This is a genomic window from Myxococcus sp. MISCRS1 (assembly GCF_026626605.1).
Classification (GTDB): domain Bacteria; phylum Myxococcota; class Myxococcia; order Myxococcales; family Myxococcaceae; genus Myxococcus; species Myxococcus fulvus.
Map to the genome: position 1 here is coordinate 10,698,219 of NZ_JAPNKB010000001.1, position 14,717 is coordinate 10,712,935.

The 14,717-nt window shown below is 70.1% G+C and carries 8 protein-coding genes; 3 read left to right on the plus strand and 5 right to left on the minus strand.

Annotated elements, in window-relative coordinates; translation table 11 throughout:
* Positions 1–2: 2 nt before the first annotated feature.
* The gene (locus OWM54_RS42520) at positions 3–1,865 is read right to left on the minus strand and encodes an SBBP repeat-containing protein (protein WP_267701035.1); all 1,863 of its coding nucleotides are present in this window, start codon (positions 1,863–1,865) and stop codon (positions 3–5) included.
* Between the two features lie 255 nt (positions 1,866–2,120).
* Here OWM54_RS42520 and OWM54_RS42525 point away from each other — a divergent pair, with 255 nt between their 5' ends.
* Positions 2,121–3,386, plus strand: coding sequence for an MFS transporter (locus OWM54_RS42525; RefSeq protein WP_223748642.1), 1,266 nt, complete (start codon positions 2,121–2,123; stop codon positions 3,384–3,386).
* Positions 3,387–3,396: 10 nt separating this feature from the next.
* On the opposite strand, the gene OWM54_RS42530 is transcribed toward OWM54_RS42525, so the two are convergent.
* Positions 3,397–4,755, minus strand: a complete 1,359-nt coding sequence (locus OWM54_RS42530) for a cytochrome P450 (RefSeq protein ID WP_194869111.1) — start codon at positions 4,753–4,755, stop codon at positions 3,397–3,399.
* Positions 4,756–4,888: 133 nt separating this feature from the next.
* On the opposite strand from OWM54_RS42530, the gene OWM54_RS42535 reads away from it, so the two are divergent.
* A complete protein-coding gene (locus OWM54_RS42535) occupies positions 4,889–8,392 on the plus strand; it encodes a pyruvate carboxylase (RefSeq protein ID WP_267701036.1) in 3,504 nt (1,167 codons plus the stop codon).
* Between the two features lie 65 nt (positions 8,393–8,457).
* Positions 8,458–11,259, plus strand: coding sequence for a M20/M25/M40 family metallo-hydrolase (locus OWM54_RS42540; RefSeq protein ID WP_267701037.1), 2,802 nt, complete (start codon positions 8,458–8,460; stop codon positions 11,257–11,259).
* A gap of 86 nt (positions 11,260–11,345) precedes the next feature.
* Here the strand turns inward: OWM54_RS42540 and OWM54_RS42545 are convergent, their stop codons facing one another.
* The 3 genes from OWM54_RS42545 to OWM54_RS42555 form a co-directional block, all read right to left on the minus strand.
* Positions 11,346–12,587, minus strand: coding sequence for a hypothetical protein (locus OWM54_RS42545; RefSeq protein WP_267701038.1), 1,242 nt, complete (start codon positions 12,585–12,587; stop codon positions 11,346–11,348).
* Positions 12,588–12,719: 132 nt separating this feature from the next.
* Positions 12,720–13,748, minus strand: a complete 1,029-nt coding sequence (locus OWM54_RS42550; protein WP_223748647.1) for a hypothetical protein — start codon at positions 13,746–13,748, stop codon at positions 12,720–12,722.
* A gap of 101 nt (positions 13,749–13,849) precedes the next feature.
* Entirely contained in the window at positions 13,850–14,692 is an 843-nt protein-coding gene (locus OWM54_RS42555; RefSeq protein WP_267701039.1) for a helix-turn-helix domain-containing protein, read from the minus strand.
* Positions 14,693–14,717: the final 25 nt, after the last annotated feature.

The window sequence follows — 14,717 nt, forward strand, 5'->3', positions numbered from 1 at the left end:
CCTCAAGGCACGATCGCGGGCAGCTTCGTCACGAACCCGTCCGGATTGCCCAGGAGCGTGTTGCCCTCGTAGTTCCCCTCCAGGTAGCCACCCAGGTACAGGTTGTCGTCCTCATCCAGGACGATGCCCATCGGGTACACCGGCTTCTCCACGCCGCCGAGCACCGCCGGCGCCGTCTGCCGGATCCACTGGATGGCACCCGCGGTGTCCATCTTGAAGACGAACGGATGTCCCGCGCCTCCCGTCGTGTCCGTGGGCGAGCTCACGTCCCCGTGGCCCGTCCCCGCCACATAGAGGAAGTTGTCGAACGGGTTGCTGAAGAGGCTCCAGGCGAAGTTGCCCGCGCCGGAGTCCAGTTCCTTCACCCACTGCCGCGTGCCCGCCGGGCTGTAGCGCGCGACGAAGGTCGCGACCTGGGGCGTGCCCACCGGCAGCCCATCCATGCCGCCGCCGCTGTACCCCGTCACGTAGAGCTGGCCGTTCGTGTCCACCGCCGCGTCCCGGAGGCTCGCGTTCGTGCCCGGCGCCCCCAACAGCCGCGTCCACTGCTTCACGCCATCCGCGTCGTACTTGATGATGAACGCATCCTCCGGACCGGTCAGCACCTGGCCGTCCAGGTTGCCCGCCGTGATGCCCGCGACGTAGACGTTGCCCGAGTCATCCGCGGCGGCCCGATTGGCCCGCGTGCGCTGCCCCGCGACGCCGAACTGCCGCGTCCACAGCAGCGTGCCCGCCGCGTTGAACTTGCTGACGAACCCATCCGCGATGCCCGTCTTCGTATTGCCCGGCAGCGCCCCGTCCGTCTGCCCCACCAGGAACGCGTTGTCGACGTGGTCGAGGGCCACGCCGAGCCCCTCCGTCCCAGCTCCGGGGGCACCCACCTGCCGCGTCCAGCCGTGCACCCCCGTGTAGCGGTAGCGCAGCAGGAACGCATCCTTGGTCCCGATCAACGGCGCCCCCTGCAGCGAGCCGCTCGTGTACCCGGCGACGTAGATCTCCTCGAACCACCGATTGCGCGCCACGCTCTCGCCCACGACGATGCCGTTCGGCACGCCCAGCTGCCTGTGGAAGCTGACGTTCCCATTCCAGTCCCTCGCGGTGAGGAACGCGTCCATGCCGCCCACCAGCGGTGAGCCATGCAGCCCCACGTTGGTCATGCCCGTGACGTAGGTCCGCGCCGCCGGGTCGCCCGCCATGTCGTGGATCCGGGTGAAGCCGCCCGTGGCACCGGAGGTGTTCGTCCACAGGTCATCCACCGACGGGAAGGCCCGGCACTCGTACATCTCCATCAGGTTGAGCGAAATGGTCTCGATGCCCGCGCGGGCGTCGTTGTCGTCCGTCACGTTCAGCCGGTACTTCTTGTAAGCACCCGGGGAGGCCACGTCGAACTGGCGCCGCTCGACGCCCGCCCACCCCGTCTGCGCCGAGCGCGTGTCCACCACCACCCACGCGCTGCCGTTCCAGCCCTCGAACGTCCAGTTGCGTGGCGCCCGCGAGGTGATGCCGCCGTTGTTGTAGCTGAGCGCGTAGCGCCGAACGATGCGCGGCAGCCCCGGGAACTCATAGGCCAGCCACGCGGGTGCGACGCTCTTGGTGGACAGCCAGAAGGCGCTCGTGTTGTCGAACGCCTTCCACGCCTCGTAGATCGTGGGGTTCGACGTCCACCCGCCGGAGCTGGTGACGATGCCCGAGGGGCTGGTGGCGCTCGTCATCACCGGCAGGATGTTGACGCAGTTGTCGAGGGCCTGCGCCGAGCTCGTCAGCTCCTCCTGGGGCCCGTCGGCAGGTGGCTCCCCACCCTGGCAGCCCCCCAGCGCCAGCGCGCCGAACAACGCCCACCCCGCTACCGCGTTCACGCCTCTCATGGTGTCTCTCCTTCGACCCGCCACGGGCCCCGTTGATGGGGCTCCGGGGGGCCACGGAGATACCGGCCCCCCGGGAAACGGCCGGGAGGAGAGTGACGAAACCGCCCCCGGGCGGGACGAAACCGCCCCCGCCGGGGATGAGACCTGAATCAAAGTTCATATTTTCCAGCCCCTTGCAAGCGGGCCTCTTTTCCACGCGCTGCGTCGAAAGAATCGGCCTTGCCGCAGGGCGACCCAACCCATTGAATGGTGCTCATGAAATTCCTGCGTGAGCTGCGCTCGGTCCTGAACCTGACGGTGCTGGTGGCGGGGCTCGGCTACTTCGTCGACCTCTTCGACATCACGTTGTTCGGCGTGGTGCGCGCCGCCTCGCTCCGCGACATCGGCATCACCAGCCCGGAGGAGGTGCTGTCGAAGGGCATCCTCATCTACAACTGCCAGATGGTGGGGATGATGGTGGGCGGCCTGCTGTGGGGCGTGCTCGCCGACAAGCGCGGACGGCTCTCCGTCATGTTCGGCTCCATCCTGCTGTACTCGTTCGCCAACCTGGCCAACGCCTTCGCCTGGGACGTGACGAGCTACGCGGTGTTCCGCTTCCTGGGCGGCGTGGGGCTCGCGGGTGAGCTGGGCGCGGCCATCACCCTGGTCGCCGAGTCGCTCCCCAAGGAGAAGCGCGGCCTGGGCACCACCATCGTCGCGACGCTCGGCATGCTCGGCATCGTCGCCGCGGCCTTCGTGGGGCAGCACCTCAACTGGAAGGTGGCCTACTTCACCGGCGGCATCATGGGCATCGCGCTGCTGTTCGCCCGCTTCAAGGTCTCCGAGTCGGAGCTGTTCACCAAGAAGACGGACCCGTCGCGCGCCAATCCGCTGCTGCTGCTGCAGGGCAACCGCTTCCTCAAGTACATCTGCTGCATCCTCATCGGCGTGCCCATCTACTTCACCACGGGCATCCTCTTCACCTTCGCGCCGGAGCTCACCGCGGGCCTCAACGTCCAGGGCACCGTGACGGCCGGCAACGCCATCCTCTACGGCTCCATCGGCCTGACGATTGGCGACCTGCTCGCGGGCCTCTTCAGCCAGTGGCTCAAGAGCCGCAAGCGCGCCGTGGCGCTCAACCTGGTCGGAGGCTTCCTGCTGATGCTCGTCTACGGGCTGGTGCCGGGACTCACCAGCACCATGGTCTACATCTTGAGCTTCCTCATCGGCATCATGGTGGGCTACTGGGCGGTGCTGGTGACCATGGCCGCCGAGCAGTTCGGCACCAACATCCGCGGCACGGTGGCCACGACGGTGCCCAACTTCGTCCGGGGCTCCGCCGCCATCGCCGCCAGCGGTTTCGCCGTCCTCAAGGGCCACATCAGCGTGCCCGCCGCCGCCCTCACCGTGGGCAGCATCTGCTTCGGCCTGGCCCTGCTCGCCCTCACCCGCATCGAGGAGACCTTCCACCGCGACCTCGACTACGAGGAGACCGGCCCCGACGCGGCCACCGCGCCGAGCGCTGGCCCCCAGGCCTCCTGAAGCGGCCCCTTCAGCCCTGGCGCGCGCGCACCCGCACGGGCATGCCGCGCTTGGGCACGAAGGTCAGCCGCGTCTGCCACTCCACCGGCGTGCGACCCAGGTACTCCACGTCGCAGCGTTGCAGCAGCAAGGCCAGCGTCTGCACCGTGTCCACCTGGGACATGTGCTGGCCCACGCAGATGCGCTGACCCGCTCCGAAGGGCACGTAAGCGCACTTGTGCTGCCCCACCTGCCGCTCCGGCAGGAAGCGGTCCGGGTCGAACGTCTCCGCGTCCTTCCAGTGGTCCGGGTGCCGGTGGATGGCGTACGGGCACATGAGCAGCTGCGTCCCCTTCGGGAGCATGACGCCGCCCACCTCCACGTCCTCCGCCGTCTCGCGCAGGATGGTCCACGCCGGAGGGCTCAGCCGGTTGATCTCCTGCACCACCCGCGTGGTGTACGGGAGCTTCGCCACGTCCTCGTACTTCGGCGCCTCGTCGCCGCACACCTCCCGCACCTCCTCGCGGATGCGGCGCACCACGTCCGGGTACTGGGTGCACGCGTGCACGGCCCACGTGAGCGACGTGGCGATCATCTCGAAGCTCGCGCCGAAGAGGTTCACGATCTCGTCGCGCACCTCCTTGTCGTTCATCGACTCGCCCGTCTCCCGCGCGCGCGACTCCACCAGCATGGACAGCAGCGTGATGTCGCCGTCGCGGGTGCCGCGCTCCCGGCGCTTGCTCAGCCGGCCGTAGATCCACCCGTTGATGAGCCACAGCGCCATGCCCATGCGAGGGGCCTTGGGGTCGAAGCGGGGCAGGAGCTTGTAGAACAGCACGCCCCACGGCGTGTGGCGCCGGCCGAACACGTCGATGGCGTCCATGATGCGCGCGAAGTGCTCCTCGCGGGGGTTCTCGTCGAAGCACGTGCGCCACATCACCCCGAACATCAGGCGCGCGGCCTCCGTGTACATGTCGAAGGACTCCCCCTTCGCCCCCAGCGCCATCCACCGCTCCACCCCCTTGTGCAGCTCGTCCGAGAAAAGCCCGGACCACAGGCGCACCTTCTCCTTGCTGAACAGCGGCTGGACCATGTGCCGCTGGCGCTTCCAGTGGTCCCCCCGGCTCACCGTCAACCCATTGCCGTTGAAGGGGTTCTCGATGCGCGGCTTGGGGAACAGCTGCGGCTCGTCGATGAGCACCCGCTTGACGTCCACGGGGTTTCGCAGGAACGCGATGGGGGTGCCGTAGACCCGGACGAGGGACACGTCGCCGTACTCGGCATGGAGCTTGTTCGCGAGCGCCAGGGGCTCGTTGAGCATGGGGAAGAAGCTCCCCAGGACGGGCAGTCCCCGGGGGCCGGCCACGCGGCGCCCGGAGGATGAGTTCACGGAGGTGTCCATGGCCCGATTTGCGCCGGTCACCTCCGGGCCGTCAAGGTGGCCCCACTGACTTGAACCCGACGTCCGCCCTCGGACCGGTTGCACCGGGCCCCCCAGGCGCCCTATCCCCTGGACCCAAGCCATGGCTCCCTCTTCCATCCGACCCATCCAGAAAGTGCTGTGCGCCAACCGCGGCGAGATCGCCATCCGCGTGTTCCGGGCCTGCAACGAGCTCGGCATCCGGACCGTCGCCATCTACAGCGACGAGGACCGCACCCACGAGCACCGCCACAAGGCGGACGAGGCCTACCTGGTGGGCCGAGGCAAGCGCCCCGTGGAGGCCTACCTGGGCATCGACGAAATCCTCGACGTGGCCGAGCGCGCCGGCGTGGACGCCATCCACCCCGGCTACGGCTTCCTGTCGGAGAACGCCGCGTTCGCCGAGGCCTGTGAGCGCCGGGGCATCCGCTTCATCGGCCCCACCTCCGCCGTCGTGCGGACCATGGGCGACAAGGTCGCCGCCAAGCAGTTGGCGAAGCAGGTCGGCGTGCCCACCGTGCCGGGCACCACGCTGGAGGGCGACGACGCGAGCGTGCTCGCCCAGGCGCGCCGGTTCTTCCAGGAGCACGGCGGCCCGGTGCTGGTGAAGGCGGCCCACGGCGGCGGCGGGCGCGGCATGCGCGTGGTGCGCGAGGAGAAGGAGCTGGAGGCGGCGCTCACGTCCGCGCGCTCCGAGGCCCAGAGCGCCTTCGGCTCCTCGGCGGTGTTCCTGGAGAAGTTCCTGGAGCGGGTGCGCCACATCGAGGTGCAGCTGCTCGGTGACCTCCATGGCGGCCTGGTCCACCTGCACGAGCGCGACTGCTCGGTGCAGCGCCGGCACCAGAAGGTCATCGAGATCGCCCCCGCGCCCAACCTGGCCCCTGCCCTGCGAAGCGCCATCTGCGACGCGGCGGTGCGGCTGGCGCGCGAGGCGGGCTACAGCAGCGCGGGCACCGCGGAGTTCCTCGTCTCCGACAGCCACTTCTACTTCATCGAGTGCAACGCGCGGCTCCAGGTGGAGCACACCGTCACCGAGCAGGTGACGGGCGTGGACCTGGTGCAGAGCCAGATCCGTATCGCGGAGGGCTACGCGCTCGGCTCACCCGAGGTGGGCATCACCTCGCAGGCGTCGCTGCAGCCGCGCGGCTACGCGGTGCAGCTGCGCGTCACCACGGAGGACCCGTCCAACAACTTCATGCCGGACGCGGGCATCATCACCGCGTGGCGCGCGGCCACCGGCTTCGGCATCCGCCTGGACGGCTCCAACGGCTACACCAACGCGCACATCTCGCCGTTCTACGACTCCATGCTGGTGAAGGTCATCGCCTACGCGCCGACCTTCGAAGGCGCGGTGATGAAGGGCCAGCGCGCGCTGCGCGAGTTCCGCATCCGCGGCGTGAAGACCAACCTGCCCTTCCTGGAGAACGTGCTGCGCCACCCCGCCTTCCAGGCCGGTGAGACGTACACGCGCTTCATCGACGAGACGCCGGAGCTGTTCCAGCTCACGCCGCGCAGGGATCGCGCGAGCAAGCTGCTCACGTACCTGGCCGAGGTCATCGTCAACGGCCACCCCACCATCAAGAAGCACCAGCGACTCAAGCCCACCCAGTTCATGGAGCCCCGCGTGCCGGTGGCGCCACCCGGCCCCGTGCCGAAGGGCACCGCGCAGATCCTCGCGGAGAAGGGCCCCCGGGGGCTGGCCGAGTGGGTGCTCGCGCAGAAGCGCGTGCTCCTGACGGACACCACCATGAGGGACGCACACCAGTCGCTGCTGGCCACGCGCATGCGCACGCGCGACATCCTGCGCGTGGCGCCGGCCACCGCGCACCTGGCCTCGGAGCTGTTCAGCCTGGAGAGCTGGGGCGGCGCCACGTTCGACACGTCGTACCGCTTCCTCAACGAGGACCCGTGGGCGCGGCTGCGCTCGCTCAAGGCCGCCGCGCCCAATCTGCTCCTCCAGATGCTGCTGCGCGGCGCCAACGCCGTGGGCTACACCAGCTATCCGAACAACGTGGTGGAGGCCTTCATCGACGAGGCGGCCGAGGCGGGCGTGGACGTCTTCCGCATCTTCGACAGCCTCAATGACCTGGGCAGCATGGAGGTGTCCATCCAGCGCGTGCTCAAGACGGGCAAGGTGGCGGAGGTGGCCATCTGCTACACGGGCGACGTCGCCAACCCCAAGCGCAAGAAGTACACGCTGGACTACTACGCGGACCTGGCGAAGCGCATCGAGGACTCGGGCGCCCACTTCCTGTGCATCAAGGACATGGCGGGCCTCTTGCGCCCCCGCGCCGCGGCCATGCTGATGGACCGCCTGCGCGAGGTGACGAAGCTGCCCATCCACCTGCACATGCACGACACCGCGGGCAACGGCGTCGCCAGCTACCTGGAGGCCATCGAGCACGGCGTGCACATCGTCGACGTGGCCCTGGGCAGCATGGCGGGCATCACCAGCCAGCCCAGCCTCAACGCGCTGGTCAGCGCCCTGCGCGGCCACCCACGCGAGACGGGCCTGGCCAACGCGCGCCTGCAGCCGCTCGCCAACTACTGGGAGGACGTGCGCGAGTACTACGCCCCCTTCGAGAGCGGCCTCAAGAGCACGACGAGCGAGGTCTACTACCACGAGATTCCGGGCGGTCAGTACTCCAACCTCCGGCCGCAGGTGGCGGAGATGGGGCTCTTGAGCCGGTGGAACGACGTGAAGGACGCGTTCGCGCTGGTCAACGTGCTGGTGGGGGACATCCCCAAGGTGACGCCGTCGTCGAAGATGGTGGGCGACTTCGCCATCTTCCTCCTGAAGAACGACCTGATGGTGCGCGCGGCCACGCTCGCGGAGGCCGCCACGCTCACCCACCAGAAGCTCATCGCCGAGGCGCCCCGGCTCGACTTCCCCTCCAGCGTCGTGGGCTACTTCCGCGGCGAATTGGGCCAGCCGCCCAACGGCTTCCCCGAGGACCTTCGCGCCGCGGTGCTCAAGGGCCTGCCGCGCGTGGAGGGCCGCCCGTCGGCCAGCATGCCGGCGCTGGACCTGGAGGCGCTGCGCGCGGAGCTGGCGAAGAAGACGGGCCAGCCCATCTCCCACGCGGACGCCATCTCCAGCGCGCTCTACCCGCGCGTGATGGCCGGGTACCTGGACGACGCGGGCCGGTTCGAGGACGTGTCCATCCTCGACACGCCGAACTACTTCTACGGCATGGAGGTGGGCCAGGAGATCTGGGTGGACCTGGAGCCGGGCAAGACGCTGGTCATCAGCCTGTCCGCGGTGGGCGAGCCCGACGAGGACGGCCTGCGCACCGTCTACTTCGCGCTCAACGGCCACAACCGCACGGTGCAGGTGCGAGACCGGAGCCGCGCCGCGCGCGTGGAGGCCCGTCGGCAGGCGGACCGCGCCAACCCCAACCACGTCGCCGCGAGCATGCCGGGCACGGTCATCGCGGTGCACGTGAAGGCCGGGGCCAGCGTGGAGTCGGGCGCGCCGCTCGTCACGCTGGAGGCGATGAAGATGGAGACGGTGGTGCGCGCGCCTCGCGCGGGCACCATCGCGGAGGTGGCCACCACGCTGAAGGCCGCGGTCCAGGGCGGTGACCTGCTCGCGGTGCTCCAGTAGGGACGCTTCACGAAACCGGGGCGGAACGTTGAGTGTGGGCGCGGCCTTTGACATGGTCGCGCCCCATGAAGCGTTCACTCCTGTCCTTACTGGCACTGACGTCGTGCGCCACCTCCTCGAGCACCATTGCACCGGGCTCGGACTCCACCGCGTCGCAGGTTCCCGCGTTGCCGGAAGAGGTCCGGCTGGCGGACCTGCGGCAGATGACGTTCGGCGGTGAGAACGCGGAGGCGTACTGGTCCTTCGATGGCAAGCAGCTCTCGCTCCAGGCCCGTCACGAGGGCATGGGGTGCGACCGCATCTACCGCATGGAGGTGGACCCGGCGAGCGGCGCGGCCGCCAAGGTGTCCCCCGTCTCCAGCGGCGAGGGCGCCACCACGTGCGCGCACTTCCTGCCCGGGGACCAGGAGGTCATCTACGCGTCCACGCACCTGGGCGGCGCCGCGTGCCCTCCCAAGCCGGACCACTCGATGGGCTACGTCTGGGCCCTCTACGACTCGTATGACGTCTTCAAGTCGAACGCGGATGGCTCGGGCCTGACGCGGCTGACCCAGACGCCGGGCTACGACGCCGAGGGCACGGTCTGCGCGAAGGACGGCTCCATCCTCTTCACGTCCGTGCGGGATGGAGACCTGGAGCTGTACCGGATGGACCGCGACGGGAAGAACGTGAAGCGGCTGACGCACACGCCCGGCTATGACGGCGGCGCGTTCTTCAACGCGGACTGCTCCAAGATCGTCTGGCGCGCGTCGCGGCCGGCGCCCGGCAAGGCGCTGGACGACTACAAGGCCCTGCTCGACAAGGGGCTGGTGCGGCCGACGAAGCTGGAGCTGTACGTGGCCAACGCGGACGGCTCCGAGGCCAGGCAGATCTCCTGGCTGAACGGCGCCGCCTTCGCGCCCTTCTTCCACCCCAACGGCCGGCGCATCCTGTTCTCGTCCAACCACGGCGACCCGAAGGGCCGTGAGTTCGACATCTGGGCGGTGGACATCGACGGCTCCAACCTGGAGCGCATCACCCACGCGCCGGGCTTCGATGGCTTCCCGATGTTCTCGCCGGACGGCAAGTGGCTGGCGTTCTCCAGCAACCGCGCCACCGCGCCGGGCAAGAGCGACACCAACCTGTTCATCGCCCGGTGGGTCGAGGACGCGAAGCCCGTGTCCACCACCGCGTCCGCCGCGGACCGCGTCCGTCAGGACGTCACCTGGCTGGCCGCGTCCGAGCGCGAGGGCCGCGGCATCGGCACGGATGGCATCGAGGCCGCCGGCGGCTACATCGAAAAGCGCTTCCAGGAGCTGGGCCTGAAGCCCGCGGGGGACTCGGATTCCTTCCGTCAGGCGTTCCCCGTCGTCACCGCGGTGAAGCCCGTCGTCGGCACCGAGGTGCGCATCGGCAAGACGGCGCTGACGGGCGACGCGTTCAGCGTGCTCGGCTTCTCCGCGCAGCAGCAGGCGCAGGGCGCGCTGGTGTTCGCCAACTACGGAATCGTCGAGCCGTCGCTCTCCGTGGACGACTACGCGAAGCTGTCGGTGAAGGGGAAGATCGTCGTGGTGCGGCGCTTCGTCCCGGACACGGCGGCGTTCGCCGACACGGACAAGCAGCGGCGCTTCGGTGACCTCCGCTACAAGGCGTGGCAGGCGGCGCAGCGGGGCGCGAAGGCGCTCATCGTGGTGGACTGGCCGCAGGCTCCGACGCCCACGCCCAAGGAGTGGCAGATGCCGCCCGAGGCGACGCTGCCCGCGCTGCACCCCGAGGGTCCCGGCGACGCGGGGCTGCCGGTCGTCGTGGTGAAGCGCGCGGCGCTGGAGCCGGTGTGGGCCCCGCTCACCAAGGGCCAGCGCGTGGACGCGGCGGTCGGCGTGAAGCTGGAGGTCGAGCAGCGCTCGGCGTTCAACGTCGCGGGCCTGCTGGAGGCTGGCGAGGGCAAGGCGCCCGGCGTCATCGTGGTGGGCGCGCACTATGACCACCTGGGCTTCGGTGGCCGGGGCTCGCTGACGCCGGACCGGCACGAGCCGCACGTCGGCGCGGATGACAACGCCTCGGGCGTCGCGGGCCTGCTGGAGATCGCCCGCACGCTGAAGGAGCGCCGCGCCGAGCTGAAGCGCGACGTGCTGTTCCTGGCCTTCTCGGGTGAGGAGTCGGGCCTGCTGGGCTCCACGCACTTCACCCGTCAGCGGGGCGACGCGGGCATGAAGCAGGTGGCCGCGATGCTGAACCTGGACATGGTGGGCCGGCTGCGCTCCGGTGGACTCTCCGTGCTGGGCGCCGAGTCCGCGAGCGAGTGGGCCCCGCTGCTCACCCGCGCGTGCGCCGAGGCGCGCGTCGCGTGCAACCCGAGCGGTGATGGCTACGGCCCCAGCGACCACTCGCCCTTCTACGCGTCGGGCGTGCCGGTGCTGCACTTCTTCACGGGGACGCACACGGACTACCACAAGCCCTCCGACACGGTGGAGGGGCTCAACGCCGTGGGCACCGCGCAGGTGGCGCAGGTCGCGTCCGTGGTCGCGCTGGGCCTGGATGGCGCCACCACGCTGACGTACCGCAAGGTCCCCTCCCCCACGCCGCGCGGAGACATGCGCAGCTTCAACGCGTCGCTCGGCACGGTGCCGGACTACGCGGGCCCGCCGAACGGACTGAAGGGCATGTTGCTTGCGGGCGTGCGCGCGGGCGGCGCGGCGGACCAGGCCGGCATGCTGCGCGGCGACGTCCTGGTGAAGCTGGGCAAGCACGTCATCGGCGGCGTGGAGGACCTGATGTTCGTCCTCAACGCCTCCAAGCCCGGTGAGACGGTGGAGGCCCGCGTGATTCGCGATGGCAAGGAGCTGCCGCTCGAGGTCACGTTCCAGGAGAGCAAGCGCCCTCGCTGAGTCCTCGCGTCACGCGTCGATGAAGGGTCCACGGGCCCGGGCCACGTCCGTGAAAGGACGTCCCGGGCCCGTGTCGTTCCGGGGGCTCAGCAGCCCACGTTGCCCCAGCAGTACGGGACGATGCCCAGCTCGAACTCCACACCGCCCAGCGGCGCGAAGGCGAAGTTCCAGGGGTTGGAGCCCGCGCCCCACATGAGGCCCGTCAGCGCCACGCCATTGGCGGTGAAGACGTACACGGGAGAGCCGCTGTCACCGCCCGCGCCGTTCTGCGCGCCGCTGGTCGCGATGTAGTTGCAGTAGAACGTGTCGGGCACTCCGCCGCCGTTCACCGTGGCGCAGGCCCACTGGATGGTGCCGCTGGTGGTGCCCGAGGTCCGGCCCGTCTTGAACACCGTCTGCCCCTGCGACGGATAGAGCACCTTCCCCGTCACCTCATTCCAGGCGGAGATGTTCAGGTTGAACGCCCCAGGCGTCTGCACCACGCGGGAGCTGATGGCCGCATCCGCGCGGAAGAAGGCGCTGTCGCTGTAGCGGCAACGACGCCCCGCGGGACAGCTGCCTCCCGTCGCGTAGAACGGGTCCGTCGTCTCCGTCCCCACCTGCCACGGGTACACGGCCTGATAGGCGAGGGTCGACTCCACGCCACCCTGCACCGTGGTGCAATGGGAGTTGGTCACGAAGCCCAGCGTCCCGCCTTGCAGCGCCGCGAAGCCCAGCGTGCAGTACTTGCCCGGCGTTTCAATCTGAAGTCCGCCCGCCACGGGCGTCCACCCGCTCTGCACGCTGGCGGGACGGACCGGGCCCACCTCGACCACGTCCACCGCGTCGCGGTCCACCGCCAGCCGCCCGAGCGTCCACTCGACGCGGGCACGCGACTCGGCGCGCTCGATGCCGATGGCCACGCGGTTCGACTTCTCGTCCACGTCCGTGAAGACGGCGCCCGGCAGCGCGAGCACCTCCGGCGTGAGTCGCTCCTGAATCGCCTTCAGCTGGGAGAACGTCCGCGTCGCCGGCTCCGTCACCAAGCCCGCCGAGGGAATCTTGTCCACGCCGAACACGGAGGTGATGGCACCGCGCGCCGCCGGGGCCGCGGAGGCATTCACCAGCCGCACCACCAGGCGCCCCTTCTCATCGTGGTACATGCCGGCGAAGCCCGGCGCCGAGCGCTCCACCTCGAGCAGCGCCTCATCCAACGTCCGAGGACGCGCGGCACTGGTACTGCTGGCGGGCTCCGCGGTCGGCCCACCGGCCCACGCCGCATCACTGAAGCCTCCCAGGCACAGCGAGGCACTGCCCACCACGACACGAAGAATCGCTTGCTGGCGCATGACGTTCGCCCCCACGACCACGGGTGATTCCCGGCCGGTCGGTCGCGGACACACGCCGGGCGCTGCGACCCGGGACTCCATCACTTCACGCGGAGGACTTGAAGCAGGATTCTGCGAATTTCCGGAAATATCTCAGGCCAGCAGGAGCTCGCGGATGGCCTCGGCGACCAGCCCCTTCGCCTTGTTCGCGGCCTGCTCCAGCGAGTCCCGGATGCGCCCGAGCGTGGCGGACTCCACGCCCTCCAGCGCGGTGAGCGCCGCCGTGTCCTTCTCCGAGTCCTCCGAGGTGAGCAGCGTCGACAGCAGCGTGGCGGCCTCCAGCGGAGGCGCGCCGACCCGCAGCAGCGCCACCGCGGCGCTGGCGGCCACACGAGGGCTCTCGTCCAGCAGATGCCTGCGCAGCGTGGCCACCGTCGCGAGCGAGGACAGTCGCCCCAGTCCGAGCAACGACACGGACTCCAACCGGATGGGCGCCTGCGGGTCCTCGGCCGACTTCAGCAGCACGGGCTCCAGGGCGGCCAGCTCGGGCGCGGCCTGGCCCTCGCGGCGGTCGTCCTCCAGCAGGCTGCGCAGGGACATCAGCGCCAGGTACTGACGCGTGCCCTCGGCGCGCCCCACCTGGTCCACGAGCGCGGGCACGGCCAGCCGCGGCGCCGCGGGCGCGAGCGAACCGAGCGACTCGAGCGCGGCCCCGGCCACCGGCTCCACATCCTCCAACGCGGTCAGCAGGCGCGGCAGCAGCGACACGGCGGACTCGCCCACGCGGCCCACGACGCCGGCGGCCACGCGTCGGACGGAGGGCTGCTCGTGCCCCAGCGCCTGCTCCAGCGCGCTCAGCGGCAAGGGCGCCATGCGGTACAGGTTCGCCACGAGCAGCGCGGCGTCATCCAGCGCGGGCGCCTCCGCATCCAGGCGGGACACCGCGGACAGCACCGCCTCCATCGCGGGCTGCGTCAGGGACACGGGCGGCGGCCACCAGGTCGTCTGGAGCAGGTGGAGGATGGGGGCATAGGCCTTCGTCGCCTCCGGACGCTCCAGCTCCTTCAGGAGCAGCCGCGCGACCCGCTCACGGACCTGATGGTCCTCCGCGCAGAGCGCGTCGCCCAGCGTCTCCAGTGCCTCCGACACGCCTCGCGGGTCCGAGGAGGAAAGGCGGGACACGGACTCATCCAACGACGGGGCACGGTTCGCCACGGATCCTCACATCTCGAAGGGTGCCCGGGAATCATCCCGCCGGTGCCGATGGATTCCAAGGCGGGGATTCACCCGCGTTCAAGTGCACGCACCCGGTAGGCCCGAGGTGAAATACCGAACGCTCGCGTGAAGCTCATCGTGAAATGGGACAGGTCACCGAAGCCGGATTCCAGTGCGATGTCCGTGACCCGGGTCCGACTTGCCCTGAGTAGATTCGCCGCCAGGCGCAACCGCATGGCGATGACCCACTGCCGGGGCGTCTGTCCCGTCACCGCTCGGAACACGCGCAGGAAGTGGAAGCGCGTCAGCCCCGCGATGCTCGCCAGCGTCTCCAGCGAGCAGTCGTCCGAGACATGGTCCTCGAGGTAGCGCAGCACGCGCGCCACGCTTCGGGCCTGTCGCTCGGAGAGCTCCACCCGTGTCGCGGCGGGCGCACCGCCCAGGCGCAGCGCGACGTCCAGCACGGACAGCACCACCTCGCGCAGTTCCTCCGCGTCGCCCGGCTCCAGGGCCTGCCGCGCCAGGAGGACCGCCTCCAGCGACCCGAGCGACGCGGGGACGCTCGTCCGCTCGAAGGGGCGCGTGTCCTCCGCCCGCGAACCCAGGAGGGCCTCGTCCAGCATCGCGTCCGAGCACTCGATGACGAGCGAGCGATCTCCTCCGTCATCGACGTGGCGGAACTCATACGGCGCGGCGCGATTGCCGAGCAGCAGCGCGCCCGGCCCCACCACCGCGTCCCCTTCGGGGCCTCGCGCGTGGAAGGCTCCGGACAGCACGACGCTGACGCAGACCCGCGCGTGCGCGCCTTCGACCACGGGGCTGTGGCAGCCCGCGCGACAGACGCAGTCGCTGACGTCGAACGCCTCGCCCTCCCCCAGCACGTGGTAGCCGGGGGCGCGCTCGGGGAGCACGGCAACATTCCCAAAGTTTCGCGTC

What these genes read in the sequence shown, in the direction of transcription:
- OWM54_RS42535 (WP_267701036.1), top strand. Translation starts at nt 4,889, where the DNA reads ATGGCTCCCTCTTCCATCCGACCCATCCAGAAAGTGCTGTGCGCCAAC.
- OWM54_RS42520 (WP_267701035.1), bottom strand. Translation starts at nt 1,865, where the DNA reads ATGAGAGGCGTGAACGCGGTAGCGGGGTGGGCGTTGTTCGGCGCGCTG.
- OWM54_RS42545 (WP_267701038.1), bottom strand. Translation starts at nt 12,587, where the DNA reads ATGCGCCAGCAAGCGATTCTTCGTGTCGTGGTGGGCAGTGCCTCGCTG.
- OWM54_RS42525 (WP_223748642.1), top strand. Translation starts at nt 2,121, where the DNA reads ATGAAATTCCTGCGTGAGCTGCGCTCGGTCCTGAACCTGACGGTGCTG.
- OWM54_RS42540 (WP_267701037.1), top strand. Translation starts at nt 8,458, where the DNA reads ATGAAGCGTTCACTCCTGTCCTTACTGGCACTGACGTCGTGCGCCACC.